25 protein-coding genes and 2 tRNA genes are annotated in these 26,185 nt (G+C 63.9%); 7 read left to right on the top strand and 20 right to left on the bottom strand.

Annotated features, from left to right (window positions below; translation table 11 throughout):
* Nucleotides 1–7: 7 nt before the first annotated feature.
* On the bottom strand, nucleotides 8–2,761 hold the full coding sequence (locus tag N2605_RS16680; protein WP_225150693.1) for a decarboxylase: 2,754 nt from the start codon (nucleotides 2,759–2,761) through the stop codon (nucleotides 8–10).
* 173 nt (nucleotides 2,762–2,934) lie between these two features.
* Nucleotides 2,935–3,615, bottom strand: a complete 681-nt coding sequence (locus N2605_RS16675; RefSeq protein ID WP_225151156.1) for a YoaK family protein — start codon at nucleotides 3,613–3,615, stop codon at nucleotides 2,935–2,937.
* A 132-nt stretch (nucleotides 3,616–3,747) separates the two neighbouring features.
* Between N2605_RS16675 and N2605_RS16670 the strand changes: the two genes are divergently transcribed.
* Genes N2605_RS16670 through N2605_RS16660 form a run of 3 tightly spaced genes read left to right on the top strand, consistent with a single transcriptional unit; the run spans nucleotide 3,748 to nucleotide 6,940 of the window.
* On the top strand, nucleotides 3,748–5,436 hold the full coding sequence (locus tag N2605_RS16670; protein WP_260347270.1) for an aspartate:alanine exchanger family transporter: 1,689 nt from the start codon (nucleotides 3,748–3,750) through the stop codon (nucleotides 5,434–5,436).
* 11 nt (nucleotides 5,437–5,447) lie between these two features.
* Nucleotides 5,448–6,332, top strand: coding sequence for an alpha/beta hydrolase family protein (locus N2605_RS16665; protein WP_036027991.1), 885 nt, complete (start codon nucleotides 5,448–5,450; stop codon nucleotides 6,330–6,332).
* A 23-nt stretch (nucleotides 6,333–6,355) separates the two neighbouring features.
* Nucleotides 6,356–6,940, top strand: a complete 585-nt coding sequence (locus tag N2605_RS16660) for an invasion associated locus B family protein (RefSeq protein WP_260347269.1) — start codon at nucleotides 6,356–6,358, stop codon at nucleotides 6,938–6,940.
* 14 nt (nucleotides 6,941–6,954) lie between these two features.
* On the opposite strand, the gene N2605_RS16655 is transcribed toward N2605_RS16660, so the two are convergent.
* Nucleotides 6,955–7,278 carry a response regulator gene (locus N2605_RS16655; RefSeq protein ID WP_240538073.1) on the bottom strand — a complete coding sequence of 108 codons (324 nt, stop codon included), beginning with the start codon at nucleotides 7,276–7,278 and terminating at the stop codon, nucleotides 6,955–6,957.
* 200 nt (nucleotides 7,279–7,478) lie between these two features.
* The gene (locus N2605_RS16650) at nucleotides 7,479–8,102 is read right to left on the bottom strand and encodes a response regulator transcription factor (RefSeq protein ID WP_225171139.1); all 624 of its coding nucleotides are present in this window, start codon (nucleotides 8,100–8,102) and stop codon (nucleotides 7,479–7,481) included.
* Nucleotides 8,103–8,407: 305 nt separating this feature from the next.
* Between N2605_RS16650 and N2605_RS16645 the strand changes: the two genes are divergently transcribed.
* Entirely contained in the window at nucleotides 8,408–9,091 is a 684-nt protein-coding gene (locus N2605_RS16645; RefSeq protein ID WP_225186340.1) for a helix-turn-helix domain-containing protein, read from the top strand.
* A 49-nt stretch (nucleotides 9,092–9,140) separates the two neighbouring features.
* On the opposite strand, the gene N2605_RS16640 is transcribed toward N2605_RS16645, so the two are convergent.
* From N2605_RS16640 to N2605_RS16625, 4 genes are all read right to left on the bottom strand, one after another.
* On the bottom strand, nucleotides 9,141–9,596 hold the full coding sequence (locus N2605_RS16640; protein WP_260347268.1) for a potassium channel family protein: 456 nt from the start codon (nucleotides 9,594–9,596) through the stop codon (nucleotides 9,141–9,143).
* A gap of 26 nt (nucleotides 9,597–9,622) precedes the next feature.
* Nucleotides 9,623–10,747 carry an AI-2E family transporter gene (locus tag N2605_RS16635; RefSeq protein ID WP_225171140.1) on the bottom strand — a complete coding sequence of 375 codons (1,125 nt, stop codon included), beginning with the start codon at nucleotides 10,745–10,747 and terminating at the stop codon, nucleotides 9,623–9,625.
* 668 nt (nucleotides 10,748–11,415) lie between these two features.
* Nucleotides 11,416–11,490, bottom strand: a tRNA-Asn gene (locus N2605_RS16630).
* Between the two features lie 137 nt (nucleotides 11,491–11,627).
* Nucleotides 11,628–11,996: a hypothetical protein gene (locus tag N2605_RS16625; protein WP_260347267.1), complete on the bottom strand. Its 369-nt coding sequence runs from the start codon at nucleotides 11,994–11,996 to the stop codon at nucleotides 11,628–11,630.
* Here N2605_RS16625 and N2605_RS16620 point away from each other — a divergent pair.
* Nucleotides 11,988–12,209: a hypothetical protein gene (locus tag N2605_RS16620; protein WP_141697635.1), complete on the top strand. Its 222-nt coding sequence runs from the start codon at nucleotides 11,988–11,990 to the stop codon at nucleotides 12,207–12,209. The two genes, N2605_RS16625 and N2605_RS16620, sit on opposite strands and share 9 nt — an antisense overlap.
* Here the strand turns inward: N2605_RS16620 and N2605_RS16615 are convergent.
* From N2605_RS16615 to N2605_RS16605, 3 genes are read right to left on the bottom strand one after another with little or no spacing between them, the layout of a single operon-like run.
* Nucleotides 12,204–13,898, bottom strand: coding sequence for a flotillin family protein (locus N2605_RS16615; RefSeq protein WP_036027986.1), 1,695 nt, complete (start codon nucleotides 13,896–13,898; stop codon nucleotides 12,204–12,206). The genes N2605_RS16620 and N2605_RS16615 overlap by 6 nt on opposite strands.
* A gap of 23 nt (nucleotides 13,899–13,921) precedes the next feature.
* Nucleotides 13,922–14,581, bottom strand: coding sequence for an OB-fold-containig protein (locus N2605_RS16610; RefSeq protein ID WP_036027985.1), 660 nt, complete (start codon nucleotides 14,579–14,581; stop codon nucleotides 13,922–13,924).
* Between the two features lie 10 nt (nucleotides 14,582–14,591).
* On the bottom strand, nucleotides 14,592–15,755 hold the full coding sequence (locus N2605_RS16605; protein WP_260347266.1) for a PspA/IM30 family protein: 1,164 nt from the start codon (nucleotides 15,753–15,755) through the stop codon (nucleotides 14,592–14,594).
* 422 nt (nucleotides 15,756–16,177) lie between these two features.
* On the opposite strand from N2605_RS16605, the gene N2605_RS16600 reads away from it, so the two are divergent.
* Complete coding sequence (locus N2605_RS16600; protein WP_260347265.1) at nucleotides 16,178–16,735, top strand: hypothetical protein; 558 nt, start codon at nucleotides 16,178–16,180, stop codon at nucleotides 16,733–16,735.
* A gap of 105 nt (nucleotides 16,736–16,840) precedes the next feature.
* Here N2605_RS16600 and N2605_RS16595 read toward each other — a convergent pair whose 3' ends face one another.
* The 6 genes from N2605_RS16595 to N2605_RS16570 all read right to left on the bottom strand — a co-directional run bounded on the left by N2605_RS16595 (nucleotide 16,841) and on the right by N2605_RS16570 (nucleotide 24,399).
* Nucleotides 16,841–17,224: a RidA family protein gene (locus N2605_RS16595; protein ID WP_260347264.1), complete on the bottom strand. Its 384-nt coding sequence runs from the start codon at nucleotides 17,222–17,224 to the stop codon at nucleotides 16,841–16,843.
* A gap of 13 nt (nucleotides 17,225–17,237) precedes the next feature.
* Nucleotides 17,238–19,568 carry an acetamidase/formamidase family protein gene (locus N2605_RS16590; RefSeq protein WP_260347452.1) on the bottom strand — a complete coding sequence of 777 codons (2,331 nt, stop codon included), beginning with the start codon at nucleotides 19,566–19,568 and terminating at the stop codon, nucleotides 17,238–17,240.
* Nucleotides 19,569–19,702: 134 nt separating this feature from the next.
* Nucleotides 19,703–20,944 carry an acetamidase/formamidase family protein gene (locus tag N2605_RS16585; protein WP_225125446.1) on the bottom strand — a complete coding sequence of 414 codons (1,242 nt, stop codon included), beginning with the start codon at nucleotides 20,942–20,944 and terminating at the stop codon, nucleotides 19,703–19,705.
* A gap of 43 nt (nucleotides 20,945–20,987) precedes the next feature.
* Nucleotides 20,988–22,610 (bottom strand): amino acid ABC transporter permease/ATP-binding protein, encoded by a 1,623-nt coding sequence (locus N2605_RS16580; RefSeq protein WP_225141915.1) that lies wholly within the window; start codon nucleotides 22,608–22,610, stop codon nucleotides 20,988–20,990.
* Between the two features lie 186 nt (nucleotides 22,611–22,796).
* Entirely contained in the window at nucleotides 22,797–23,681 is an 885-nt protein-coding gene (locus tag N2605_RS16575; protein WP_425248849.1) for an ABC transporter substrate-binding protein, read from the bottom strand.
* Nucleotides 23,682–24,138: 457 nt separating this feature from the next.
* A complete protein-coding gene (locus N2605_RS16570) occupies nucleotides 24,139–24,399 on the bottom strand; it encodes a hypothetical protein (protein ID WP_025036239.1) in 261 nt (86 codons plus the stop codon).
* A gap of 263 nt (nucleotides 24,400–24,662) precedes the next feature.
* Between N2605_RS16570 and N2605_RS16565 the strand changes: the two genes are divergently transcribed.
* The gene (locus tag N2605_RS16565) at nucleotides 24,663–24,869 is read left to right on the top strand and encodes a hypothetical protein (RefSeq protein ID WP_225112836.1); all 207 of its coding nucleotides are present in this window, start codon (nucleotides 24,663–24,665) and stop codon (nucleotides 24,867–24,869) included.
* Nucleotides 24,870–24,949: 80 nt separating this feature from the next.
* Here the strand turns inward: N2605_RS16565 and N2605_RS16560 are convergent, their stop codons facing one another.
* The 3 genes from N2605_RS16560 to N2605_RS16550 form a co-directional block, all read right to left on the bottom strand.
* Nucleotides 24,950–25,096, bottom strand: a complete 147-nt coding sequence (locus N2605_RS16560) for a hypothetical protein (protein ID WP_167361661.1) — start codon at nucleotides 25,094–25,096, stop codon at nucleotides 24,950–24,952.
* Between the two features lie 175 nt (nucleotides 25,097–25,271).
* A tRNA-Cys gene (locus tag N2605_RS16555) sits at nucleotides 25,272–25,345 on the bottom strand.
* Between the two features lie 84 nt (nucleotides 25,346–25,429).
* Nucleotides 25,430–26,170, bottom strand: a complete 741-nt coding sequence (locus N2605_RS16550; RefSeq protein ID WP_225128772.1) for a tRNA-uridine aminocarboxypropyltransferase — start codon at nucleotides 26,168–26,170, stop codon at nucleotides 25,430–25,432.
* Nucleotides 26,171–26,185: the final 15 nt, after the last annotated feature.

The raw sequence follows: 26,185 nt of genomic DNA, 5'->3' as shown, positions 1-26,185 counted from the left end.
TCCCGACCTATGACGCGGCCTTGAGCTTCGGCTGGGCGCTGGGCTTTGGCCTGCCGAGCTTGGCCAAGGCTTCCGTCCGTACGAGTTTCAGCCCTTCCTTGGCGTCGTAGCCGTGGATCTCCTTCACATCGAGCTTGCGCATGAAGTCGATCGTCTCCTGGGTGATGACCTGGCCGGGCACCATGATCGGGAAGCCCGGCGGATACGGGATCACGAAGTTGGCCGAGACGAGCTCGGGCCCGGCCTTCAGTCGCCGGTCGATCTCGGGATCGTTGAGGCGGATGTGCTCGCAGCCGGCGACGTCATAGGCCGCGTAGAAGCCGCTGCGGATGTCACCTTCATTGGTCTTGGTGCCGGCATCGCCGCGGAAGCTCGGGTGGAAATGCGAGAAATTCGGCAGATCGGGCACGTCCTTCATCAGGCTCGTCACCCGTGCCTCGAAGGTCTTCCGCGCATTGGCACCGCCCTGGGCAAGGCCGCGGTCGATCTCGCCCGCGATCTCGGCGAGCACGCGGACGAGATGGGCGACGTCGCTGCGGGTGTTGTTGATGTTGGACTGGACCAGGACCGAGTTGCGCGAGGTCTTGTTGACCTGGATGTTGTACTCGTTGGCGAGAATGCCCTTGAACTGCGTGCCGTCATAGCCGGCCGTGCCGCATACCAGCGTCATGCGGGTCGGGTCGAGGCAGAACTCGTCCTCGTCCAGGCTCTTCAGCGTGTTCGCCCAGTTGACGCCGGGGGCGAGGAAGTCGGTGAAGCCGCTCTGGCGGTACTGCGCCGGCACCATGGCGTCGGCACCGAGGATGCGGAAATATTTCGAGATCAGCGGGTTGTTGTTGACCGCCTGGCGGATCGCGAACGCGATCTCGATCGCATTGGCGACGAGGCCATAGCCCTCCAGCTCCATCTGCCGCCGTGAGATGTCAAGGCTCGCGATCAGCTGCTGGTTCGGGCTTGTCGAGGCGTGGGTGAACACCGCTTCCTTGAACTGCTGCTCCACGGTGTGGAATTCGACGTCCTTGACCGAGAGCATCGAGCCCTGGCGGATCGCCGACATCGACTTGTGGGTCGAGTTGGTCTGGTAGACGCGCAGCCGGATCTGTCGGGGGTCCGGGATCAGCCGGGTCTTGAGCAGCACCTCGTCGGACGGGTTCTTGCCGAGCTCGGCCTGCTGCTTCTCATAGGCCGCGACCGACTTGGGATCGCGCATCCATGCCTCGATCTCGTTGGCCGCGCCAAGTCCGGTGCGGCGGCGCAGGAATGGCGAGAAACGCGCGAAGCCGAACCAGGCTTCATCCCACAGGAAGATCAGATCGGGCTTGATGGCGAGGCATTCCTCCATCACCCGCCGTGTGTTGTAGATATGGCCGTCGAACGTGCAGTTGGTGAGGTCGACCATCTTGACGCGGTCGAGCCGGCCATCGGCCTGGGCGCCCAGCAGCGCCTGCTTGATGGTCTTCAGCGGCACCGCGCCGTACATCGAATATTCCGTCATCGGGAAGGCTTCGACGTAGAGCGGCTGCGCACCGGCCAGCACCATGCCGTAGTGATGCGACTTGTGGCAATTGCGGTCGACAATCGCGATGTCGCCGGGCGCGAGCAGCGCCTGCACCGCCATCTTGTTGGACGTCGATGTGCCGTTGGTAACAAAGAAGACGCGGTCGGCGCCGAGCGCCCTCGCCGCCTTCTCCTGCGCCTTCTTGATGTTGCCGGTCGGCTCCAGCATGCTGTCGAGACCGCCGGTGGTGGCGCTGCTCTCGGCCAGGAACAGGTTCGGGCCGTAGAACTCGCCCATGTCCCGGATCCAGTCGGACTTGAAGATCGACTTGCCGCGGGCGATCGGCAGCGCGTGGAAGGTGCCGATCGGACGCTGGGCGTATTTCTTGAGATTGTCGAAGAACGGCGTGTCGTAGCGATCTTGGATGCCTTCGAGGATCGATAGGTGGAGTTCCAGCAGCTCTTCAACGGAATAGAAGATGCGACGGACCACATCCGCCTCGGGATTGCCGGCGAGCTCCTCCACGTCGCGGTTCGAGATCATGTAAAGGTCGAGCTCGGGCCTGACGCGCTTGATGATCTGGGCGAGCCGCAGCGCCGAAGCGTCGGTTTCGTCGTTGAGACCGGCCGAGGCCATGATCGAGCGCAACACCGGTGCATCGTGCCGCGAACGCAGGCCAAAGCCCTCGTTGATGATGACGGCTCCGATGTTCGGATTGAGCATCGTCGCACAGAAAGCGTCCTCCAGGCTGCCGACGATCACAGGTTCATAGATGAACGCGTCGACCGGGCGCCGCAGCTTGCGCCATTCCGCGGCCAGCGCCGGCCATTGGCTGGAAGATACGCCGGTGACGATCAGGGTTTCGAAATACGGCCTGCGCGCGCTGTGCGCGCCAAAGGCCGGCGGCGCCAGCTCGGGCGCATCGCCGTTGCCGTCGTCCTTGGGGCTCCAGTCACCGGCATGTTGGCGGAAGGATCGCGTCGCCAGTGCCTGGGCAATTCTCGTCGCAAGGGCGAACGATGATGCACCGTCGCCGGCGACTGCTGCTTCCCGCAGCGCCGCCATGAGGTGCGGACCGGGATAGCCGTGAAATTCTTCGATGATTGAAAGATCGGCCAACGCCGCGTCATAGGCTGTGCGATTGCCGACGCGCGCCCAGGTCTTTGCTGCTTCCACAAGGTCGCGCCAGTCGTCTGCCCGCGCGCCCGGGCCGGAAAAGAACTGGTCGATACGCTTCTGTGCGGGCTTGGCGTCTTTGGACATCTCTCTCTCCCGATCCTCTAAAGGTGATGCGGATCGTGGGAGCGGCGCGGCTCGCTCCATTGATCCAAGTCAACGGTCGCGTGCATTCTGCGGGCCGACGCCGTGCCGTTCGCAGCGCAACACGAAAAGATCAGGCCGTTCGTTGTGCGACGCTCACCTGATCATTGGCGCGCTCATCTCCCCTCCTGCGAACGTAGCGCTTCGCAGCGCAGCAGCACGATCAACAGCGCGACGACCGGCGGGCCCAGCGCGAGATCGGGGACGCTCTTGGTTGCAAAGGCTCCGGCGGCGGCACCGAAGCCGAACACGACGCACAACGCGATGAAAATGCCCGAGCGGCGCAGCGTTCCGAGTGGTGCGCCGCCTGCTGCGACTGCGAAGACGTTCTCGATGGCCTGACGCATGTTGCTGGTGATCATCACCGTGCTGCACACTGTGCCTTCGACCTTGACGAACATTGCGGCCTGCATCGCTGCCACGGCGGAAATACCGAGCGTTCCAGCCAAATCGGGCAACCTATTGTGCAAGATGCCGATCGCTATCAACAGCAGGATCTCGATCAACGTACTGACCGCGCTGGCCCGCTCGCCCGTTGCGCGGCGCAGCCAGGCTGCGAGCACGATGCCGACCGCGAACGCCAGGATTGGCGGCACGAAGTGCAGCGCCTTCGCCCAGTTGCCCGCCATCGCGTGAATCCACAGGAAGATCAGGTTGGCGGTCTGGGCATTCGCCAACACGCCGTGGATGATCCAGGTATAGGCGTCGATATAGCCGCCGACAAAGGCGAGCAGCAGGACGATCTCGACTGTCTCGTCGCGGCGGATCGCACCGGTTGTGACGTTCAGGGTACTCATGACGGCAATATGGGCTGTCGCGAACATTCCATCGCGTCATAGCCGCCGCCACGTCGCCGCGAAGGCTTGATCTGGATCAAGCAACATCTCGCCGCCGCCAATCAAATCGCGCCAAAGCGCCGGGGGAATGCCATGGAAACCGTCAGGTGGATCATCGCCACCGCACCGGAAATATTCCTGCTGCTCGCGATCGCGATCGGTACCATCCTCGGCCGCATCAGGATCCGCGGCTTCTCGATCGGAACCACCGCCTGCATCCTGATCGTCGCCGTGCTGATCGGACAGCTCGGGAGCTTCACGTTCCCGCCGATCCTCCGGGCGATCCTGTTCAGCCTGTTCGTCTTTACGATCGGTTACCGTTCTGGACCGGAATTCTTCGCCTCGCTGAGCGTGCGGACCTTGGCACAGGTCGTGCTGGCGTTGGTGATCGGCGCCACGGGGCTCGCGCTCGTGCTCATCTTCGCGCGTGTCTTCACGTTGGATACGGGAACAGCGGCAGGACTGACGGCAGGGGCGCTGACGCAATCCTCGGTGATCGGCACCGCATCCGGCGCGCTGGCGCAGCTCGGCCTGCCGAGCGACGTGCTGAAGCAGCAGGAAGCCAACATCGCGGCGGGCTATGCGGTGACCTACGTGCTCGGCTACATCCTGACGCTCCTGTTCGTGCCATTCGTCGCGCCGCGGCTGATGCGGATCGATCTGAAGGCGGAGGCGAAGAAGCTCGAGGCGGAGCTCGCCGGCGGTACGCCGCCAAAGACGGAAAACCTGTCCTATCGCAAATTCCAGGCCCGCGCCTATCGCGTCTCGGCCGGCGCAGGTCGTACCATCGGTGCTATCGAGGCGGAGATCGGCGGCCGCACGGTCGTAGAGCGGATCGTGCGCAGCGGGGCCGACATCAAGCCGCAGCAGGACGCCGTGCTCGAGGCCGGCGACGACATCGTCATCGCCGGTCCGACCGCCGCGATCGTCGCGGCCAAGCCGATCCTCGGGGCCGAGATCGACGCGGGGGAACTGCTGCGCAACCTGCCCGGCAATGTGATCGAAGTGCTCGTTGAAAACCGCCAGCTGCACGGCCGCTCACTGCGCGAAATCGTTGATCGGCTCGGCGACAATGCACGCGGTGTATTCCTGCGTGCGCTGACGCGCATGGGGCGGGAAGTGCCGCTCGGTCCCGATACGCGCGTCTATCTCGGCGACGTCATGACGCTGGTCGGCAGCACCGGCAATATCTCGCGGGCAACGGCGCCAGTGGGACACGCTCTGAATACGAGCGACCGCACGGACATCGCCTTTCTCGCTGCGGGCATCGCAGTGGGTCTTCTGGCCGGCCTTGCCAGCTTCAAAATCGGCACTGTCGCATTGACACTCGGTGGCGGCGGCGGCGCGCTGATCGCCGGGCTCGTCTGCGGTTGGTTGCGTTCGCGCAGGCCGGGCATCGGCGCAATGCCGCCCGCGGCGCAGCAGACCCTGAGCGACATCGGCCTCGGCGGCTTCATCGCGGCGATCGGACTCGGCAACGGCCTTGCCGCCTGGTCGGCGATCCAGGCGCACGGTCTGTTGCTGGTCGGCATGGGCATCGTCGTCACGCTGGTCCCGATGACGGTGGGAACGCTGGTTGCCTATTATCTGCTGCGCATGAATCCGGTCGTGACCTGCGGTGCGCTCGCCGGCGCCATGACGGTCGATGCCGCCGTCACCGGCGCCTGCGACGTTGCCGAGAGCCAGACGCCGGTGCTCGGCGTCGCCGTCCCCTACGCGGTCGGCAATGTCGTCCTCACGGTGCTCGGCCCGATCGTCGTGGCCGCAACCTATTCAGGTTGAGGGAGGCCCGGATGCGACGCGGACCTGCATTGCTCCATTTTTTTGCGATCACCTTGCTCAGCGTTTTCGTGGCCGCATCGCCCACGCACGCCGCGGACGAGGTCCGCATCCAGGAGGAAATCTGGGCGCTGCCCCTGCCGCTGCCGATGTTCGCCTATCTGGTGCGCCCGGTCGGCGACGGTCCGTTCCCGCTCGTCATCATGAATCACGGTGTCTCGCTCGACGCGACCCAGCGCAGCCTTTTCCCTCTGGTCGAATTTCGCGACGCCGCCAAATGGTTTGCGAGGCGCGGCTATCTCGTGGTGGCCCCGGTGGGCAGCGGTTATGGCGCGCAGGCAATCGACATCCCCGAACGCGGAATGTTCGGCCCGTTCTTCTCGAAAATCGGGAAGTGCGCCAATCCCAATTTCCGTGATGCCGGCCTCGCGGTCGCCCAGGTCGATCTCTGGATCATTGACTATCTGGCCGCCGAGAAGCGGATCATCCCGAAGGACGTGATCGTGGTCGGCCAGTCTGCCGGCGGCTGGGCCTCGATCGCCCTTTCGAGCGTGAACCCGCCACAGGTGAAGGCCATCATCGTCTTTGCCGGAGGCCGCGGCGGACGCGTCGACGGCAAGCCGAACAACAATTGCGCGCCCGACCGACTGGTCGAGGCCACCGCCGATTTCGGCCGTACATCGCGCGTGCCGATGCTGTGGATCTACACCGGGAATGACACGTATTTCGGTCCCGACCTATCGAAGCGCATGCACGCTGCCTTCATCGGCGCCGGCGGCCGGGCCGAATATCACCTGATGCCCCCGTTCGGCAACGAGGGACATTTCCTCCTCGGTTCGCCGGACGCGGTTCCGCTCTGGTCGCCGTTGGTGGCGAAGTTTCTCGACGCGCAGAACTGAGTCCGGATCTCGGAGTTGCAGCGATGGCCCGTGCTTTTGATTGTCTCTCTGGTCTCCTGATGGCTGCAGCCGCCGGAGTCGCGACGGTCTTGGCTGTCGCTTCGCTCAAGGCGGCGCAAGCGGAAAAGTCCTCCGAGGTCGCAACACGCGGCCAACGCGACGCCAGCGACATCAGCTATGGCAGCTGGCAAAAATTGTGCTTCAAGGCCGGCGGCGCGCCGTCCCTCTGTCGAACCTCGATCACTGGCCGGTTCGCGACCGGGCAAACAGCCGTGCGCATTGATCTGATCGAGCGGGAGGACGCGCCCACCGCCCGCCTGCAACTTTTCGTGCCGGTCGGAATGTACCTGCAGCAAGCACCGAAACTGGCCGTCGACCATGGCGCCGCGTTCCGCATTCCTTATACCTGGTGTCTCACCAATTTATGCGTCGCGGCGGACGTCGTGACGCCAAAAATCATCTCGGAGATGGAAAACGGTCAAACGCTTCTGCTCGAACTAGTCGACTCCAATCTTCTTGCCGTGACGACTTCGATTCCGCTCGCGCAATTCGGTTCCGCCCATAAGGGGGCGCCGACCAGGATACTCGAGCAATATGTCGAAGAATGACGGCCGTCGTGGAGCTACAAGACGCGGGCGCGCTGGACGGATTCGATCAAAGACTGCGCCGCAAACGGCTTGATGAGATAGGCGATGCAGCCCGAGGCAATCGCGGCCGAGCGGTTTGCCGGGCTGTCATTGCCGGTGACATAGATCACCGGTGCCGCAATGCCCTTCTCGGCCAGGCTTCTCCGCACCTCGATGCCGGACCTTGCACCCAGATTGATGTCGAGGATGATGCAGATCGCGGTGTGGAACCTGTCATGATCGAGCAAGGCCCCTCCCGTGTCGAACAGGGTTGTGGCGAAGCCGTATCCTCGCAGCAGCCTGTCCATGCTGGTACGCATGGACGGATCGTCATCGACAACGAAGACGGACTCGCGCAGGAGCAAAGCGATTGCCTTTCCGGAACACGACAGTGGGATAATGGATACGACAGCTCCGCGCTCTCGCGTGTGCGTATGTGCATTATTGCACATAGCGCGTCGCGCACTGTCAACACGCCTTGGCATTGTCCTTTGGGACAGGCTCGCTCTTTCCGGAGCCGTCAGCGTTCGTCCGGATCGAGCATTCCGAGACGCTCTGCGATCGAAACGAGTTCCGCCAGCGAGCGAACCTGCATCTTCTCCATCACTTGATGGCGGTGCGCCTTCACGGTGCGCTCGGTGGTGCCCAGCTCATGCGCGATCTGCTTGTTGATCCGGCCGCGCACGATCAGATCGAACACCTGTCGCTCGCGCTGCGTCAGCGTGGCGAAATGGCCACGAAACGCATCCAGCCTGCTGGCCTGAGCCCGCGCGGTCCGCTGACTGGCCAGCGCACGCTCGATCGCATCGAGCAACTGCTCGGAGGATATCGGTTTGGTCAGGAAGTCTTCCGCACCTGCCTTGATCGCGCGCACGGTCGTCTGCGTGTCGGCATGACCAGTCAGGAAGACGATGGGCAGCATCGACCCCGCCGCAGCCAACCGCGCCTGCAGGTCGGGACCGCTCAGGCCCGGAATCCGCACGTCGAGCAGGATACATCCCGCCTGCCCGTCATCCGGCGCCGAGTCCAGGAGCTCCAGCGCCGAGGCGTAGGTCGCGACCTCGTATCCCGCGAGCTTTAGCCGGCGCTCGATCGCGGTCCGAAACGACTCGTCGTCGTCAACAACGTGAACAAGGCCTGGCAACTTCCTACCTCTCGCCCAACTTGATCAGGACGCTCGACGTCCTTGTCGTTCTTCAAAGCGATTTTCTCGTTTGAAGGTCGGAATATCTGCTTCGCAATATGTCGCATCTTCCCTGCGGTGGAGGATTCTCATCCAGCGCAGCAATCACCAGTGCTGTCCTTTGGTACAATGAACCTTGGGACAATGGATAACAATACTTGGCTGGCCGAAAATCAACTTCGGCGGGAGTGGGATAGCGCGGCGCATTTCCGGCAAAGTATTTCGTCTGACAGACCAATTCGGCGGATAAGCTGAGGAGTTGGCCTATGTTCGTTCGCATCACGACGGATTCCAAGCTGCGTCCCAATACCCTCCGCGACCTCGGCATGGCATCTCATTCAAATGCCCTGGTCAATTTAAGCGAATTTTCCTACCGAAAAGGCTCCGAGATCTACGGCGAGAAGGAGCCGGCCGAGTATGTCTACCAGGTCAAATCCGGCGCGGTGCGTAGCTACAAGCTGCTGTCGGACGGGCGCAGGCAGATCGGCGCATTTCACCTCGTCGGCGACATCTTCGGGCTCGAGAACGGCAGCGAGCACCGCTTCACGACGGAAGCCATCGTCGACACCACGGTGCGGCTGATCAAACGCCAAAGCCTGGAAATCGTGGCCGAGAGCGATGCCATGGTAGCCAGAAACCTGCTCAGCATGACCACGAATAACCTCCAGCATGCTGAAGACCACATGCTGCTGCTCGGCCGCAAGACCTCCCTGGAGCGCGTCGCCGCATTCCTGCTCGAAATGGACAAGCGCCTGACGGCTGCCGGCGTCATGGCGCTTCCGATGTCCCGACGCGACATTGCCGACTATCTCGGCCTGACGCTGGAGACCGTCTCGCGGGCTTTGTCGCGGCTGCATGAACTCGGCGTGCTCGGCTTCATCGGCAACACCCAGCGCCAGATCGTGCTCCTCGACCGGCACCAGCTCGCAGGCCTCGATCTGCAGCCGTGAACCGGCGAAATGCCGGTTCGCGATCCGCGATGGTCGCGATCGCCGCGGCTCAGGTGCCCGGCAGGTCCGCGCCGGGTTTTTCCGTGAGCCCGAGATGGTCGAGCGTCCTGAGCAAAACCTCGAACAGGATGGCGGCGGACCAGCCGAACAGAAGAACGCCGTTCATGGCGGTCAGCGGGCCAATCAGCCGCCATTCGGGCACCGGCGTGATGTCGCCGTAGCCGAGCGTGGTGTAGTTGACGAACGCGAAGTAGAGCATGTCCGCGTCGGCGGTCGCCGCGTGCACGATATGATAGGTCGCCGCCCACATCAGAATTTCGATCATGTGGGCGATCTTCAACACGACGGCGATCGTGATCATGAGGCTCATGAGGTGCAATCGCGGCCGCTTGGTATGGCGCGGGACGGCACTGCGGGCCACCGTGACGGCCACCACCGTCACGAGCGCGTGGATTCCGATATTGATCACGCTGACGAGCGTGCCGACAAGGAATTGGAGCATCATCGGGGTGAAACACACCTCATTTTAGCCTAGGCCAAGCGTGCCTCGATGGTTTCTTTTGCGACAACGGTTTCCTGATCGACCCGCGCTGACGCAGCGCGGTCGATTCCTGTCCATGCGGTCGCGAGCTCCCAGGCCACCGACAGGATGATCGGCCCAATGAACAGTCCGATGATTCCATGCGCGAGCGTACCACCAATGACCCCGATCAGGATGACCAGCGTCGGCGTCGTCAGGCCCCGCCCCATGAGGAGCGGCTTCAGCACGTTGTCGAGCAGACCGACGACGACCAGATAGACAGTCAAGAGCAGGGCGACGGTCACGTCCTTGTCCACCCATATCCAGACCAGCACGGGGAAAAGAACGGGGCCGGCGCCGATTTGGACAATCGACAGCAAGAGCACGACGACCGCGAGCAGTCCCGCGCTTGGGATCTCTGCGAGCTTGAAGCCGATGCCCGCCAGCAAGGCTTGAAGGATAGCGACGCCGATAATGCCCTGCGCGACGGCGCGTATGGTTGCGCCGGCGAGCTCGAGAAAGTGCTCGCTCCGGCCGGGCACGACGCGCAACAGGAAGCCGCGCAGCGCGGCGACGAGCTGCGCGCCGTGCGGGAGCAGAAAGCCCGCGACGATCACCGACAGCAGGAATTGGAGCATGCCAATTCCGGTGTCACCGGCAAACGACAGCATCACTCCGGCGAGCGGTTTCAAGTACGGCGCCACCTCGCGCAGCGCCGCACGGATGTTCGTGTAGGCCTCGTTCCAGATCGCGTAGAGCTGAGGACCGATCAACGGCCAGCTCCTGATCTGCTCCGGTGCGGCCTGGAGCGCGAGATCGCCACTGCCGATCTGGGCCGCAAGGTCCCGGATCCCTTCGACTGCACTGAGGCCGAGCCACGCGGCGGGACCGATGACTATGCCCAGCGTGATCAGGGTGAGAACGGCTGAGGCTGTCCGGGGACGGCCACCGAGGCGTTGGGCGAGCCCGGCGAAGACGGGATGAAATGCCACCGCCAACACGGCGCTCCAGCTCAGGATCGGCACGAACGGCCGGAGGACGAGAAATGTCCAGAAGATCAGCAGCCCGAGCAAGCCTAGCCGGATCACGAGTTGGACAATGTCCTCCGCGGACAGAAGCTGGCGAAGCGTTTTCAAGGGTCGTTGCCTCCAAGCCGACGGACCGCTGCTGAAAAGCTAGCGGGGCGGCCCGCCGAGGAGGCTTGATCCAGATCAAGCCAGGCGATCGGTCACCTAGCGAGATCGGCAACAGGCGCGCAGCCAGTTGCGTCTCGGCGCAGATTGCGCGGTCCACCGCCCGCGAGTGAGAATGCCCCGGTGCTGGACCTGAGCCAGCAGTCGTGAAGTTGACGCCGACGAACGGATTGATCTCGACATAGCTCCGACCGACGGCAAAGCCCATGATCTCGATTGCTGTGCCCGTCTGGAGGCTAATGGCGGGTACGGCCGAGCTATATCGGCCGCTCCGCCCGGCGGCCTGTTCTTTCTGGTCACGACCAAGAGGGCCAGGGGCTCTGGAGGTATCGGCCGGCTTTCATTCCTTCGATTCGGACTTGGCGCTCAGGACGACCCGATCAGAGAGTGCCTTTTGGAACTTTATTCCAACGCCGTCGCCGGAATTTGGGGGGATCCCGAGGGGCAATTTGGGGGTACAAGGCCCCTACCCCCTCCATATCCCCAGCCGCTCCGGACCACGGCGGAAGTGGCAGAACAGAACGAGACGTTGAAACCCCTGATTTTTCAGTGGCTTACCCCTAGGACTTGCGTAGTTCTGGAGTGTTTTGAAAGGCTTGGAAACAGCCTGATGGCTCCCCGGGCTGGATTCGAACCAGCGACCATCCGATTAACAGTCGGATGCTCTACCGCTGAGCTACCGAGGAAAAGGGCGAACCGTTCGTTCGCGCGCGGCTGCGTATAACAAAGCCGCTTGCGCTTGCAAAGGACGAATTCGTCATCATCCGCAACGCGCTCGGAGGGACCTGGAATGGCCGCTCCTCCGGCCCGGACGGGGCGAGGATTATTCCGCTAGGAACGAGGTGGTCTTGGTACCGGGGTCGTAGCGCAAGCGGAGCTCGGTGAGCTTGCAGAAATTGACGTTCTTCCACAGCACCGACTCGTCATAGTTCTTCCAGTCGACCCGGATGTTCCAGACGCAGCCTTCATCGTCGTCGTCGAACTCGACATAAGTGCTGGCCTGGTTCTGCAACACCTTGTCGAGCTCGTTCTCCCATTCGTCCAGCCCGTCATCCGGCGCGTTGAAGCCCAGGAACTTGATGGCATAGCCGGTCTCGTTGACGACGGTGACGTTGCGGGCATCGGCCGCAAGCGACGGTGCGGCGGCGATCGAAAGGGCGATCGCGATCAATCCGGACAGAAAATGCTTCATCTGAAAATCCTCCGATCAAAACAGGCCTCGGCGACCGGCATGGATCGGCGCGGGCGCCGCGGCACGGAAATGCGTTGCCTGGAGACACGTCCGAAGCGCGATCGCCTGTTCAAGACACGATCGATCTGCACTCCGGGACGGCTGCGCGACGCGAGACGCGCCCAACCTGTTTATCGTTTCGAATTTTCAGCAGCAATGAACCGGCATTCATAGATCGGCAGAGTTTGTTTTCTCCGGTACCGGCACCGGTACGGCCGCGCCATTGCTCTTGCCCGTCACGGCACCGACCAGCGCCTTGACCGGATCGTCGCCAGGCGCAAAGCCGCTCTGGCGCAGGATCTCGTCGATCATCGGACGCAGCGCGTGAACCTTCAGCAGCTCGCCGGCCAGACCTTCGCCGAAGCCGACATTGCCTCCGCTCGCACCGTTGCCGCCGAACGCGCCGCCGGTGTGCAGGATGCGGACATCCTTGAGATTCGCGATCGGCTTCACCATCTCCGCCAGCGCGGATGGCATGGTCTCAATCCGCTTCTTGGCGATCTCGAAATCGATGACGTTGCTGCCGAGCTTGTTCTGCGCCTCGTTCTTCATGGTGATGACGGCGGCTTCCGCCTCGCCGATGTTGCGGACACCGACCGCCTTGATCTTGTTGGATTCGGCTTCCGCGGTGGCCAGCGTCTTGACGGCTTCGGCGCGATCGAGCGAGGCCTTCTTCTCGGCCTCGGCCGCGACGATCAGCTCGGTCGATTTGCGTTCGGCCTCGGTGCGTGCGGCCAGCACCTGGGTCAGGCGGGCACGATCGGCGACCTCGATGGCGCGCGCGGTGACGACCTTTTCCTCCGCGGAGACGGCCAGCGCCTCGGCGGTCTTGGCTTCGGCGACGGCTTCCGACGTCTCCTTGCTCTTCGCCGCGATCTGGATCTCGTTCTCCTGCGTCGCGATCTGGATCTCGCGCTGGGCGTCGGTCTTGCGCTTGTTGATCGCCAGCTCCGACTCGATCACCGCGGTTTCCTTGACCTGCTTGGCACCCGCCTCCTTCTCGGCAACCGCACGATCGGTGTCGATGCGAGCGTTCTCTTCGGTCAGGCGTGCGGTCTGCGTCGCGGTTGCTACCTCCGCGCGGGTGCTCGCGGTCTTGTTGGCGATGTCGCGCTCCTGCGACAGCTCGGCTTCCTTCTTGGTCCGCTCGATCCCAAGGGTCTGCTGCCGCGCCTCGAGGTCCTTTTGCGCGATCGCGACCTCGTTATCGCGCACGATGGCGTTGCGATCGCGGCGGCGGGTTTCGGTGACCGTCTTGAGCTGGGTCAGACCCTCGGCGTCGAAGAAGTTCTCCGGGTTGAAGAATTTGACGTCGGTCTGGTCGAGCTTGGTCAGCGACACCGATTCCAGCTCGAGACCGTTCGACTTCACGTCAGACTCGACCGTGGACTGCACGTGCTTGACGAAGTCCGAGCGCTTCTCCTGGAGCTCCAGGATGGTCATGGTCGCGGCGACCGAGCGCAGGCCGTCGACGAATTTCGCCTCGACCTGGTTGCGCAGGGCCTCGGCATCGTTGGTCAGCGCGCCCAGCGTCTGGCTTGCAAGCGCAATGCTCTCCTCGTCGGGACGGACGCGGACGTAGAACTCGGCAACGATGTCGACGCGCAGGCGGTCCTTGGTGATGAGCGATTCCCGCTCCTTGCGCTCGACGGTGAGGCGCAGCGTCTTCAGATTGACGCTGGCATAGGAGTGGAAGATCGGCAGGATCATGGCGCCGCCGTCGAGCACGACCTTCTTGCCGCCGAGTCCGGTGCGCACGAAGGCCTCGTCGCGCGTGGCGCGCTTGTAGAGGATAGTGAAGACGATCCCCAGGACGACGATCAGCGCGACGCCGATCACGGCCGGGACTGCGATGTCGAACATGGCTTTCTCCGCTGTGGGACTTGCTAATTGCTTAGAGTGGGCTTGGGCGGTTTGAGTTCATCGTCGGCCTTCACTGCGACGAAGCGCGTGCCATCGCGGTCGACCAGGAGGACCATGGTTCCCTGCGGCAAAGGTCCCGATGACGGCGCCGCCACCGCCGAGACGAAATGGCGGTTGCCATGGATGTCGGCGACGCTGACGCGGCCGGGCGGCCCCTGGTCGAGCGGGCCAACGACGACCTCGCCGATGCGGCCGACGAGATCCCCCAAGCCGACGACGTAGCTCTCGTCCTTGGGAATGATCCGCGCGATCGCACGGCTGGAAACGCGGACCAACGGAACCGATGCGGCAACCGCCCCGACCGAGGCGATCGACGCCGGCAAGGGACCCGCAATCATTCGCGCGAGGTCCTGGATCAGGAAGCCGGTGATGGAGAAGGCGCCGAGCAGCAGCAGCAGGAAGATCAAGAGCGGCACGCCGCCGACATTGATCCAGGAGATGGCGTTGAGCACGCCGTTGTCGCTGGGATGAGCAAAATCGATGTTGGTGCCCAGCATCTCGCTCAAGGAGGCCCCGATCAGCATCGAGATCACCTCGACCGAGCCGACGATGACGATCATGGCCGCCGCGATCGCGAACGGCCTGACCTCAGGCGCCATGACGTGTTCGAGCAGAGCGCTCATGATACGGCACTCAGGAGCCCGACTTCAACCGGGCCAGCCTCGCTGCAATTTCCTTGTCGCGATGGAGCGTGCTCAGCTCGTCGATGTCGCTCGAATAGGGAATTCCCGGCGGCACGCCGGTGGTCCGTGCCACCGCGCGGCCTGCCCGCAGCGCCTTGGCGGCAGCGGAGGTGCCGCCGGATTTCCGCGACGACGTCGATGTCTGTGGGCTGGCCTGTGCCTCGCTCTTTTCGAGATCGGCGCGGCGCTGCTCGGCATCCTGGAGCGCCGACAGCACCGCGCGGAGCGATGTGACGCATTGCTCTATCTTCTCGTTGTTCTCGTCGATGGCGCGGGAGAGCACCTCGAACTGCGCCTCCAGGTCCATTTGCCGCGCGATGCCGGCGCGGGCGAGATCGTCGCGCCCGTCTGCGATCGCGGTCTCGATCTTGGCGGTCAGATCGGTCATCGCCCGCTCGATCTCGCTGCGGCGCGCATTGAGACGATATTCCTCGGCCCGCGCAGCGGCGAGCGCATCGCGCGCTTCGGTCTCGGCGCGCTCGATCTCGCGGATGGCTTGGCTGACCACCTTCAGCTTGTTCTTGCCCTCCGCCTGCTCGATCGCATCGTACGCGATCCCGGCGATCAGGCGCCCGACACGGGACAGAAAGTTGTCGGGAGCGGCAGCGATGGTATCCATAGCGTTCTCCTCCTCTGGCAGGCTGTTCGGCGTGACGCCGTAGTGAACTTCGAAACCGTCGTCGGTGCGGATGAGGCGCGCCGGCACGCTCTGTCCCCAGCCCTCGGCATAGCCGGCGTAGTCGAAGGGCACGCTGAAGCGCCCTTGCACGGTCGCAATCGAAATGGTGGCGGGCCCCTTGATCTTGGCGAGCTTGTCGTCGAGCGGCAGGCGGCGCCCTTGCGCGGCGCGATACTCCGCGCGGTCGCGCAGCCCCAGCGTCACCAGCCGCGAAGGCAGCGCCGTCTGTTTGCGGATCGGCTCATAGGCATGGGCATGGAGCAGGACCACGTTGGAACCCACATTGTGGATCCGCGCCACCTCGTCGAGGATTTCCATCATGCGGTCATAGGCCTGGAATGTCGCCTCGAGGGCGGCCTTGGCGGCCGGGTCAGGGGCAAGCCGGTAACGCAGCGCGGACGGCGCGTATCGGGACGATTGGCTCATGGAAAGCACTAAAGCACCATTTTGGTGCTTTAGGAAGAGGAAGCTTAATCACGTTCCGCTGATCCCTATGCACTCTGTCGATTAGTCGCGGCGGTCCGGGCCCGCGTTCAAGGCCGGTCGATCACCCCTAGCTCACGGCCGATCAAGACTTCTTGCACGCGCCGGTTGCAATTTGAGACGAAATGCGCGGAGCGTTCGGCAACTGTCAACCGACCCCACCGCTCTCATGTCCCGGACAAGCTGCAGCGCCAAAGGCGTTTGCGGCGTAGAGCCCGGACCCAGAAAGCTGCGCTGAACCAGCATTCGTAGGATGGCTTGAGCGAAGAGAAACCCCTCACCCTCTCCTTGTCCGGCAACCGCGACGCCCTCGACAGCCCCATTCACGCGTGCAAAATTACATATTTATTATCTTTGATTGAGTGAGGCCTATCATGCTTTGTAACCACGGTCTCTACGATATTGCGAAAGACTTCCAGCCGGCGCTCTCCGCAACTATCGCTCTCGTCGCCGCAGGAGTCGCCTTCATTGTGGGAATGGCGAAGATCAACGTTGACCGCAGAGCCGCCGCGTTCCAACGCGTGAGCAGTCAGCTTGGCGTATGTTTGCGGCTCCGGTCGCGCGCCGGCCATCTCGACGACGTAGCAAAGACCCTGACCGCCTGGCTTGCGAAGGGCGAGCCTGACCCCGACAAACTTGAGCAGGTGTTGAAGGCGTGGCCTTCTGCCTCCGAATTGGACGAAGCATGGAAGGTCGTCGAGAGTATGCCCACAAAAGCGATGGATGACTTCGAGACACTCCTCTACTGCCACCGGGGAATGGCGGCTTACGCCAGCGAGCAGAGAGCCATGTGGCTCGACAAGAATAGACCGTCCGCTGTGAAGAACCTTTGCACTAACCTGTCCACATCGTATACCCAACTTGAGAAACATCTGAACAATGAGATCAATACCCTCGAGACGGAACGAGAGAACCTTCGGCGGCAGCTGTGAAGCAACTCAAGTCGCAAGTTTCAAACTGAGGTGCTGCCCAACGCGCGATCTTGAGCCTTCATCCAACAAGCAAGCAAAAGATTCGCCCCTATCGACGGTTCCCTTTCACGGCCTCCGGCACACCAGATCGATCTCGATCAGCGCATCATAGGCCAGACCGGTGACGCCGACGCAGGTACGGGCCGGCAGGCGGTCAGGCGGAAAGTACGTCCGATAGGTCTCGTTCATCGCCGCATAATCGTCCTTGAAGCGCGTGAGATAGATCCGCGTCATCACGACGTGCGGGAGGCCGAGGTCGAGGCCGGCGAGAACCACCTTCAAATTCTCCATCACGGCCTTCGTCTGCGCGACGATGCCCTCGGGCAAGACACCGGGCGCTTGCGGCGTATCCGGCATCTGGCCGGTCACGAAGACGAAGCCATCGGTCTCGACCGCGTGGCTGAACGGCGCGACCGGCTTCGGTCCGCCGCTGATCATGTGGAATTTCACCTGAATGTCCTTGTTAGGATGCGTCCTGAAACAGGCGCTTGCTGAGGATGGCGTGCACGCCCCAATTGCCGTCGACCACCTGCGTCACGCCGAAATCGACCGCCGCCGACATCAGTGCGATCGCCTCGTCCTCGCTGAGGCCTTTGACGTTCATCAGGAAGCGCCGCATCTTGCGGAAGGCGTCCTTCATGGCAAGGTCGAGCGAGGATTTTGCGTAGACCTCGCTCTGCCCCTGCGCGCCGAACTCGGCGAGATAGTTGGGGTGGCTGAAGCCGGTCAGCACCCAGTCGCTCTCGGTCTCGATCAGGGGATAGGAGAGATCGGCGAAAGGACGGCCGGCAAGATCGGCTTTCTTGTGCAGGATCACCTCGAAGGTGCCGGTCATCGAGCATTCGATCGCGGTGCCGCTGAGCTCGCCGTCGCCTTGCGCGGCATGGGGATCGCCGACCGACAGCAGCGCGCCGGGGACCGAGACGGGGAGATAGACGGTTGCCCCCTTCCCCAGCCGCCAATTGTCGAGATTGCCGCCGAAATAGGACGGCGGCACGGAATCGACGAAATCGAGCTCGCGCGGCGCCAGCGCGATGACGCCGAAATGCGGACGCAGGGGAATCTTGATGCCGTCGAGCACGGCGTGTCGGCGCTTGATCGTACCGGGTGCGACGGGAACGCCGGGATAGTCGTAAGTGGCGTGCACCACGCCGAAGGGATCGGTCTGCGGCTCCCAGCGATAGGAATAGAGCGCGCGGGCGTGCGGCAGCTCGGCGTCTTCGAAGATCTCATAGATGGTGACGGCTTCGCGCGGCTTGGGACCGCCGAGAAACTCGTTGTAGTGATAGCCCCACCACGCTGCGACAGAGGAGCCGAACACACGGCCCGCATGGCTCGGATTGCGGCTGGCCCGCAGCACGATGTCGAGGATGCGCACCTCCAGCACATCGCCGGGCTGGGCGTCCTTCACCGCGACAGGCCCGGTGCAGATGTGCACGCCAAACCCCTCGCCGGCACCGAGGCCGAACACGCTGGCATCCATCGGGCCTGCGCCGCGGCGGTCGACGTTCTTCTTGCTCCGTGTCCAGCCGAATACGCTTTCTGCGGCGGCATCGCCTGATATCATCAACTCGGGATCGTCAGAGGCGTGCTGCGTCAGCGTCTCGATGGTGATGGTGTCGCCCGACGCGATCTCGATCTGCGGCGGCAGCGAGCGGCTGAAATAGCCCCAATGAACGCGGCTGGCCTCGACCGGGAGATGATGATGACGGCGTTCGGTGGTGGTCGGCTCCCCCGCGCCGGCACAGGCGACGCTGCTGCGGGCCTCCACACTCTGATGCGCGCGCAATTGCGCCAGCGCCTCCTGCGGCCAGCCGCGTTGGCCGGTGACGCCATGTTGCACGGTCGCCCGCACCGCCTCCTGCTGTCGGAACTCGCGCGGTGGCAGGCCGAAGCGATGGCGGAAGGCGCGGCTGAAATGCGCGGAGTCGCCAAAGCCATAGGCGTAGGCGATCTCCGAGATCGAGCGATGCGCCTCTGACGGACTGGACAGATCCGCCCAGGCGCGCTGGAGACGACGCTCGCGAACATAGTGGGTGAAATTGTCGCCGACCGTCTCGAACAGCTTTTGCAAGTAACGCTCGGAGATCCCCTCGATTTGCGCGACGCGCGCCGGCACCAGATCGGGATCGTCGAGGCGGCGCTCGATGGTCTGGCAGATCCGGTGCAGCAGCGCGGCCTGCGTCGCGCTCGCCCCGGCGTCGGAGGTCGATGCCGCGAGTTGATGCGCGAGCGTCAGGAGAAGATCGACGAGCGACTGCGCAAGCAGATTCCATTCGGAATCGCTCAAAGTGTCGAGCGTGCGCGCGGTCGCGTCCAGCAGGCGCGAGAACACCTCGGCAAAGCCGCTGGGCGGAACGACGCGCGGCTCGCCGAGCCGCGGCTTACCCGAAAGGCGTCCGTGCAGCGCCTCGGAGGTGACTGACAGCACGATGGCGCGCATGTCCCGCTGGAACACGATGCTCCAGTCGCCGCCGCGCGGCAGCATCACGAGATGACCGACGGGAACGATGCGGTGTCCGCCGACGGTTTTCAACACCATGCCATCCTCGACCGGCATCAGCGCGATCGGCAGGTCTTCGTTCCCTCGTGCCAGCGGACCGACGCTCTGCGCGCCCGCGGCCATGCGCGTCAGCGCAACACCGGCGGTCTGGCGATGGGAGGCGGTCGCATGCCCGTCCAAGAAGGAATGGCCGCCTGCCGGCTGCAGGCCGACCGCCGCCAGCACGTCCCGCCAGGCTTCGGGCCGGTCGTCCTGCGCGTAGGACTCGCTCGTGAACGGGCGAAAGCTCATCGGATCGACCCAGATTGCAGTCGATCGAAGCAACCTCTGTGCCAGACGCACGCGATCCTCCGTCGCTGCGACGGGCCGCAAATGGTCTCCGCTTGTCACCTGCTCATCCCGAAAACCGGCTGCGTCTCAATGCATTAGTCGCACCGAAACATGTTCTTTCTGATCGTGCCGTGGACGCCCCAATTGGCATCGACCACCTGGGTGACGCCGAAATCGGCGCCGACCGACATCAGCGAGATCGCCTCGTCCTCGCTGAGGCCATGCACCGTCATCAGAAACCGGCGGAGTTTTCTGAACGCATCGCGCATCGCACGGTCGAGACTGGAGTGATTGGCAATCTCGGTTTGCGCATCAGCGCCGAGCGCGGCCAGATAATTCGGATAGGTGAAGCCGTAGAACGACCAGGCAAGGTCGGTCTCGAGCATGGGATGGTCGAGGCCTTCGAGGCTGGTGCCGCCGAGGTCGGCCTTCTTGTGCAGGATGAATTCGAAATCGCCCGTCAGCGAGGTCTCGATGGCGGTGCCGCCGAGCTCGCTGTCGCCTTGCGCGGCATGGGGATCGCCGACCGAGAAATAGGCGCCGGGGACCGCGACCGGATAGAACATCCGCGCGCCCTTGCCGATGCGCCAGTCGTCGATATTGCCGCCGGTATAGCTCGGCGGGATCGAGCTGACGAAATCGGCTTCCGATGGCGCAAGGCCCATGGTGCCGAAATGCAGCCGCGCCGGCACCTTCACACTGGGAAGGATGTTCTCGCGCTTCCTGATGGTGGCATGGTCCACGCGCACGCCCGGATAGTCGATGGTCGGGTGCACGATGCCGTCGGGGTCGGTTTGCGGCGTCCAGACGTAATTGTAGACGGCCTTCGCATAGGGCTCGCCGGAGGTGTCGAGCTCGAAGATGGTGACGACCTCGCGCGGCTTCGGCTCCTCGATCAGGTCGTGATAGTGGAAGCCCCAGTTCGCCGCGACATTGGAGCCGAAGCAGCGGCCGGCATGACAGGCACTGCAGCTCGGCCGCGGCCTGATATCGAGGATGCGCACCTCCAGAATGTCGCCGGGCTCGGCGCCTTCGATCGCGACGGGGCCGGTGAGCAAGTGCACGCCGATCCCCTCGCCCGCGCCGCGGATGAACGGGCCTTTCGTCGGGCCCGAGCCGCGGCGCGCCACCGCCTTGTGCTCGCGCGTCCACTGGAACACGCTTTCGGCACCGGGGTCGCCCTGAATCATGCGCTCGTAATCGTCGTTGGCGTGATGGGTCAGCGTCTCGATCGTGGCCCGGTCTCCCGAGCGCAGCGTCAGGGCCGGCGTGACCGTTTTGGAGAAATAGCCCCAATGGACGGTCTTCGGCGAAACCGGCAGCGTGACATGCTTCATGGCGTGACCTCTTCGGGGATCTTGCACAGGGTGGAGAGAGGGCTCATCGCACCGTCTCCGGAGCCTTGTCGGCCTCCATCACGCTGAGGAAACGCGCCGTCAGCGGATTGCGTGGATTGGAGAGCACCTCGTGCGCCGGCCCCTCCTCGACGATGGTGCCACCGCTCAGGAAAGCGACACGGTCCGCGACCTCATCGGCAAAGCGGATCTGGTGCGTCGAGATGATCATGGTGAGGCCGTCGTCAATCGCGAGGCGGCGGATCACCTCCAGCACTTCATTGACGAGCTCCGGATCCAACGCCGAGGTCGGCTCGTCCAGCAGCAGCACGCTCGGATTGGGCGCCAGCGCGCGGGCGATGGCAACGCGCTGCTGCTGGCCGCCGGAGAGATGTCGCGGCAGCGCATCGGCACGGTGTGAGAGACCAACGCGGTCAAGCAGCTCGGCGGCGCGGCGGTCGGCGTCGATCCGGGTCATGCCGTGGACCCAGCGCAAGGGCCCGGCGATGTTCTCCTTCGCTGAGAGGTGAGCAAACAGGTTGAATTGCTGGAACACCATGCCGACGCCGACACTGGCCCGCTCGTTGGCGATGGCGCGCGGCGACAATGGCTTGCCATTCTCGCCGAAGCCGAGCCGCCGGCCGCCGACGCGCACTGTGCCGGCGTCCCAGTTCTCCAGATGGTTGATGCAGCGAAGCAGCGTGCTCTTGCCGGAGCCGCTGGGACCGAGCAACGCCACCACCTCGCCCACACGCACGGTCAAGTCGAGGCCGTTGAGCACCTTTTGCCCGCCGTAGCTCTTGGTGAGGTCCTTGGTCTCGACCGCGATATTGTTGCGCGCGATCGTCGCCGCGCGACGGGCGCGCTCCTCACGGGTCAAGGCCAGCGGCGGCGTATCGCCGGGCGCTGGCTGTGCAGGCTCCGGATCAGCGGCGGTCACGGCGGCAAGCTCGAACTTGGTGCCGAGGTCGACGCGGCGCCACGGCAGATAATCGGCGAGCTTGCGTTCGCGGCGTGTGGTTCGGTCGAGGTCGAGCCACCATTCGACGAGGAGCTGGATGACACTGATGGCCGTGGTCAGAACGAGATAGAGCAGCCCCGAGGCAAAGAAGATCGAAAAGAAGTCGAAGGTCGAAGATGCCAGCTGGGTCGAGCGCAAGGTCAGCTCCTGCACCGCGATAACAGACGCGAGCGAGGAGTTCTTCAACGCGCTCACCGCCTCATTGCCGAAGGCCGGAATCATCGTGCGGATCGCCTGTGGGGCGATGACCCTGCGCATCAGCACCGACGGCGTCATGCCGAGCGCCTGCCCCGCCGTCACCTGGCCGCGGTCGACGCCGAGCACGCCGGCGCGCAGCATCTCCGCAATGAACGGCGCCTCGTTGCAGGCGAGCGCAAGGCCTGCCGCCAGCACGGCCGGCAGCTTGATGCCCATATGCGGCAGCGCGTCGTAGGCGAAAACCATCTGGAGGATCAGCGGCGTGCCGCGGAAGATCACGGTATAGGCCCGGGCGATCGCCGCCAGCAGCCAGAAGCGCGACAGCTGCATGCCGGCGAGGATCAATCCGAGGATCAACCCGCCGCCGAGCCCGAGGGCGGTCACCTCGAGGGTGAGCTCGATGCCCGCGAGCAGATACGGCATGCTCAGGTAATGAAGGAACAGCGACATCAGTCGACAGTCATGAGAACGGGATCGGGTTTGGTCGAAGACGGGCGCCTCGAGGACAGGCCACCTCTCGAAGCGAAGCTTCGGCTACGTCGCATCGTTCGATGCGATCCGGATGAGAGGTTACGCCCTCTCACCCGGCGCTTCGCGCCGACCTCTCCCCGTCGGGGAGAAGTCGACCGCGCTCAGTCAGTCAGCCGTGAGAATTTCCGGCTCGATGAAGTTGTTCACATCGAGCCCATGCTTCTTCAGGAGCGCCATGTGCGTGCCCGCCTTCTGCACCTCGATCAGGGCAGCGAGCACGGCGTCACGAAATTTCGGCTTGCCCCTGGGAACAGCGATGCCGACCGAGTATGGGATCGTCACAGCGACCGCCTTCTCCAGCTTGTCCGGATAGGCTTTTACGGCGCTGTCGACGGTGTTGACGTCGTTGATGTAGGTGTCGGCGCGGCCGGCCAGAATCGCCTGAATGCAGTTGGCGTTGTTGTCGTAGAGCTGGATGGTCGGCTCCGGCTTGCCGGCCTTCTTGCACTCCGGGATCAGCGCCTGGATCAGGGGCACCTCGACATAGCCGGTATTTTCGGCAGCAGCGGCGCCGCACAGCGACAGGTTGATGCCGTTGATGCCCTTCGGGTTGCCCTTGGCGACCAGCACGCCATCGAACACCTTCGAGTAGGTGATGAAGTCGGCCGCCTTGGCGCGCTCCTTGGTGGCGTAGATGTCGGAGATCACGATGTCGGCCTGACCGGCGGCGAGCGTGGTCAGGAGCGCCGCGAACGTCACCGCCTTGTAGGTCAGCTTGAAGCCGAGACATTCGCCGATGGCTTCACCGAGATCGATGTCGAAGCCGATATACTTGCTGGGATCCTTGGGATCGATCGTCTCATAGCCCGGCGTGTGCGGGTTGATGGCATTGACGAGCGTCTTGCCCTTCCAGTCCGGATACTTTTCCTGAAGCGCGGCGCAGGCAGCGGGCGCTGCGGCCTCCGCGCTCAGCGGTGAGGCAACGACGAGACCGAAAGCAATGGCGGCGCCGAGCATGAGCTTGTACCGCGGCAATGATGCGCGCGCCATTCCCCGCCGCGCCTGGGGCCAAATCGACTTCTCCATCTCGCCAGTTCCTCCGAAATGTCATGGCGTCTGCCATGCTCCAGTGATCGGGGAGGAAGCGTGCGGGAGTGGGCGGTGAAAAGCTTGTCCGCGGGCGTACAAAAATTTGGACGGAGCGCGCCCGACATTTGGGCAAACGGTTGCCCAAAAACTGTCCGCGGACCGCGACGCAGGTGAGGGATTCCGAATTCGGGGGATTACGAAATGCTCTCGGCCGCAGCAGCGATCTGCCGGCCCGCTGAATCATTCGGTGAGCTCATTTGACGCAGATATGACGATTGGCGACCAAGATGCGATGAAGGTACGAAGCATCCACGTCCAGCATCCGCAGCAAATCCACAGCATATCCACAGGGTGCCTGTGACGGATTCGCGAGCCCCTGCGAGGGACTTGCTGCGCACAAGCCCACAAGCCGGGCCGTTCAGCCGCCCGCCTGGTCGAACACGGATCGGCAGGCCTCGCTGAGGCTCGCGCGGTTGCGGCGCAGGCAGGCCGTGATGGCGCGGACGTTGGGGATCTCGCCGGCGCAGAGCCGGTAGACGTCGGGGGTACAGGCCCGCCGCTGCTCCGCAGTTCCCTGTGCATGGGCCGCGGAGGCAAATAGCGTCAGGAATAGCCCGACCGTAGAGGCGCCCCGCGCCCGGCTCTTCACGCCCGCAAACCGCAAGAACCTCGCCTTCATGACCAGTCTCCCGCTCTGCCCTGCCCGCTCCGGCCTGCATTGGCCGGCATGGGACAAAGGGGTTACGAGAAATAAACCGCCGGGAACGTGATCTCCTTCACACCCGCTGCGCGGCGGCGGCACATAGGGTTGCCGCGGGGATTTTCAGGAATCGCTAACCATTCGGGTCCCGATCGCCGCATCGTTAAAATGCGAACGATCGGATCAATCCGGAAACAAACCGGCTTTGCGACATTGCGCCGTCCGCATTCTGCGAGGGTGTGATGAGCGAAGCCGAATTCAATTTGCTGCTGGATGCTGTCCGGGACGCCATGGTCTTTGAGGATTTCGCGCCCGTGCCGGTGGAGGACTACGTGCCCCGCTCGTGGAGCTTCGACGCGACGCCCAAGGCAGCCAACAAGGCTGCCAATGACAACGAGGGCGCCTGGCCCCTCCTGCCCTTTCCCGACGGCTGGTACGCGGCCTGCTGAGGCCGACTTGAAGTGAACCGATGCGTCCGCCTTGCGGGCGGTTCGGCATGACCGAGCGCCGGGGACCGGCGCAGCCCCGATCAAGTCTTGACGCGCTCCTCGCCCTGCTGCGGCGCCCGGTCGGGTGCAGCCGGCGGGAAGATGCTGTCATAGATCGCGCGCGCCTCGGCAATGAGGCGGGCCCGCTCCAGCTCGGATTTCGGGACAAATCGAACGACGTCGCCCACGTGCTCTCCAGCTCCAGGGTTTGGATGCGTCTCTTCGCAGATGCGAAGTCTATGCCAGAGGACCTGAATCGCACCTTTCCGCCAAGCCCCGGGCAAACCCGGTGGCTGGCGGGTACGTGCGGCTCGGCGGAACCGCGCATAGGCCAAAATTTTGCGGAAAATCAGAGGCTTGTGATGGAGGCCACGACCAGAATTGAACTGGTGTACACGGTTTTGCAGACCGTTGCGTAACCACTCCGCCACGTGGCCCCGTAAGGGCGGACCAATATAGGGGATCAATGGCTTAGGCAACCCCACGGCCCGCTTGTAGCACAGCGAAATGTCCAGCCGAAATCAGGCGCGCTTGCCGCGCCTGAAGTCGCGCCGGCGGCCCTTGGGCGCGGGCTTGGGTGCCAGTTCCGGCATCTCGGCCTGGACCTCGCGGTAGCGAGCCAGCATCCGTTCGAAACTGGCATGAAGCGTCTCGGCGAGATCAGGGCGCCGCTCGAGGCCGGCGAGGATCGTCGCGGCGGCTTCGATGGTCGAGAGGCCGTCGCGGCGCGGCTCCTTGCGCAAGCGCCCGTAGCGAGAGGGACGTGCCGGATTGAGGATCACGCGCTGGCATTTCAGCATCCAGGGATTGCGCCACCACAGCGCCTTGGCCTGGCTCCAGGTGCCGTCGAGCAGCACCACACCTTCGAGCTTGCCGAGGATCGCGCGCTGGTTCTCCGCGACCTCGCCCTTGCGGTTGAGTGCGACGATCTCACCTTCGGCATCGAGATCGGCCGCGCGTGCCGAGCCGAGATAGAGCACCGCCCAGTGCGAAGCATTCTCGACCGGCCGTCCCAGCGCCTTGGACAGGCTCGGCCAGGACAGGCCGACCCGCACCGTGGCATCGGCAAAATGCCTGGCCAGCAGCCGCGCCGTGCCGAGTGCCCTGTCCTGCTCCTGCGGATGCTGCAGGATCAGGAGCGAGAGCCGGTTCTCGATCGGCGTGACGCTGTCGCAAATGCACAGCGGCATCGGCTTCTGGCAATGCGGGCATTCGGGGATCGGCTCGGCCAGCGCGGCGGCAGTCTTGGGCGGATTGGACATGGTCGCCGCTATACG

Origin of the sequence: Bradyrhizobium yuanmingense (assembly GCF_025200905.1) — a bacterium.
GTDB lineage: Bacteria > Pseudomonadota > Alphaproteobacteria > Rhizobiales > Xanthobacteraceae > Bradyrhizobium > Bradyrhizobium yuanmingense.
The sequence above is the reverse complement of the archived record's forward strand: the minus strand, read 5'-3'. Positions and strand labels throughout refer to the sequence as shown.

What these genes read in the sequence shown, in the direction of transcription:
- N2605_RS16680 (WP_225150693.1), bottom strand. Translation starts at nt 2,761, where the DNA reads ATGTCCAAAGACGCCAAGCCCGCACAGAAGCGTATCGACCAGTTCTTT.
- N2605_RS16675 (WP_225151156.1), bottom strand. Translation starts at nt 3,615, where the DNA reads ATGAGTACCCTGAACGTCACAACCGGTGCGATCCGCCGCGACGAGACA.
- N2605_RS16670 (WP_260347270.1), top strand. Translation starts at nt 3,748, where the DNA reads ATGGAAACCGTCAGGTGGATCATCGCCACCGCACCGGAAATATTCCTG.
- N2605_RS16665 (WP_036027991.1), top strand. Translation starts at nt 5,448, where the DNA reads ATGCGACGCGGACCTGCATTGCTCCATTTTTTTGCGATCACCTTGCTC.
- N2605_RS16660 (WP_260347269.1), top strand. Translation starts at nt 6,356, where the DNA reads ATGGCCCGTGCTTTTGATTGTCTCTCTGGTCTCCTGATGGCTGCAGCC.
- N2605_RS16655 (WP_240538073.1), bottom strand. Translation starts at nt 7,278, where the DNA reads ATGCGTACCAGCATGGACAGGCTGCTGCGAGGATACGGCTTCGCCACA.
- N2605_RS16645 (WP_225186340.1), top strand. Translation starts at nt 8,408, where the DNA reads ATGTTCGTTCGCATCACGACGGATTCCAAGCTGCGTCCCAATACCCTC.
- N2605_RS16640 (WP_260347268.1), bottom strand. Translation starts at nt 9,596, where the DNA reads ATGATGCTCCAATTCCTTGTCGGCACGCTCGTCAGCGTGATCAATATC.
- N2605_RS16620 (WP_141697635.1), top strand. Translation starts at nt 11,988, where the DNA reads ATGCTTCATCTGAAAATCCTCCGATCAAAACAGGCCTCGGCGACCGGC.
- N2605_RS16625 (WP_260347267.1), bottom strand. Translation starts at nt 11,996, where the DNA reads ATGAAGCATTTTCTGTCCGGATTGATCGCGATCGCCCTTTCGATCGCC.
- N2605_RS16615 (WP_036027986.1), bottom strand. Translation starts at nt 13,898, where the DNA reads ATGTTCGACATCGCAGTCCCGGCCGTGATCGGCGTCGCGCTGATCGTC.
- N2605_RS16610 (WP_036027985.1), bottom strand. Translation starts at nt 14,581, where the DNA reads ATGAGCGCTCTGCTCGAACACGTCATGGCGCCTGAGGTCAGGCCGTTC.
- N2605_RS16600 (WP_260347265.1), top strand. Translation starts at nt 16,178, where the DNA reads ATGCTTTGTAACCACGGTCTCTACGATATTGCGAAAGACTTCCAGCCG.
- N2605_RS16590 (WP_260347452.1), bottom strand. Translation starts at nt 19,568, where the DNA reads ATGAGCTTTCGCCCGTTCACGAGCGAGTCCTACGCGCAGGACGACCGG.
- N2605_RS16585 (WP_225125446.1), bottom strand. Translation starts at nt 20,944, where the DNA reads ATGAAGCATGTCACGCTGCCGGTTTCGCCGAAGACCGTCCATTGGGGC.
- N2605_RS16580 (WP_225141915.1), bottom strand. Translation starts at nt 22,610, where the DNA reads ATGTCGCTGTTCCTTCATTACCTGAGCATGCCGTATCTGCTCGCGGGC.
- N2605_RS16575 (WP_425248849.1), bottom strand. Translation starts at nt 23,681, where the DNA reads ATGGCGCGCGCATCATTGCCGCGGTACAAGCTCATGCTCGGCGCCGCC.
- N2605_RS16570 (WP_025036239.1), bottom strand. Translation starts at nt 24,399, where the DNA reads ATGAAGGCGAGGTTCTTGCGGTTTGCGGGCGTGAAGAGCCGGGCGCGG.
- N2605_RS16565 (WP_225112836.1), top strand. Translation starts at nt 24,663, where the DNA reads ATGAGCGAAGCCGAATTCAATTTGCTGCTGGATGCTGTCCGGGACGCC.
- N2605_RS16550 (WP_225128772.1), bottom strand. Translation starts at nt 26,170, where the DNA reads ATGTCCAATCCGCCCAAGACTGCCGCCGCGCTGGCCGAGCCGATCCCC.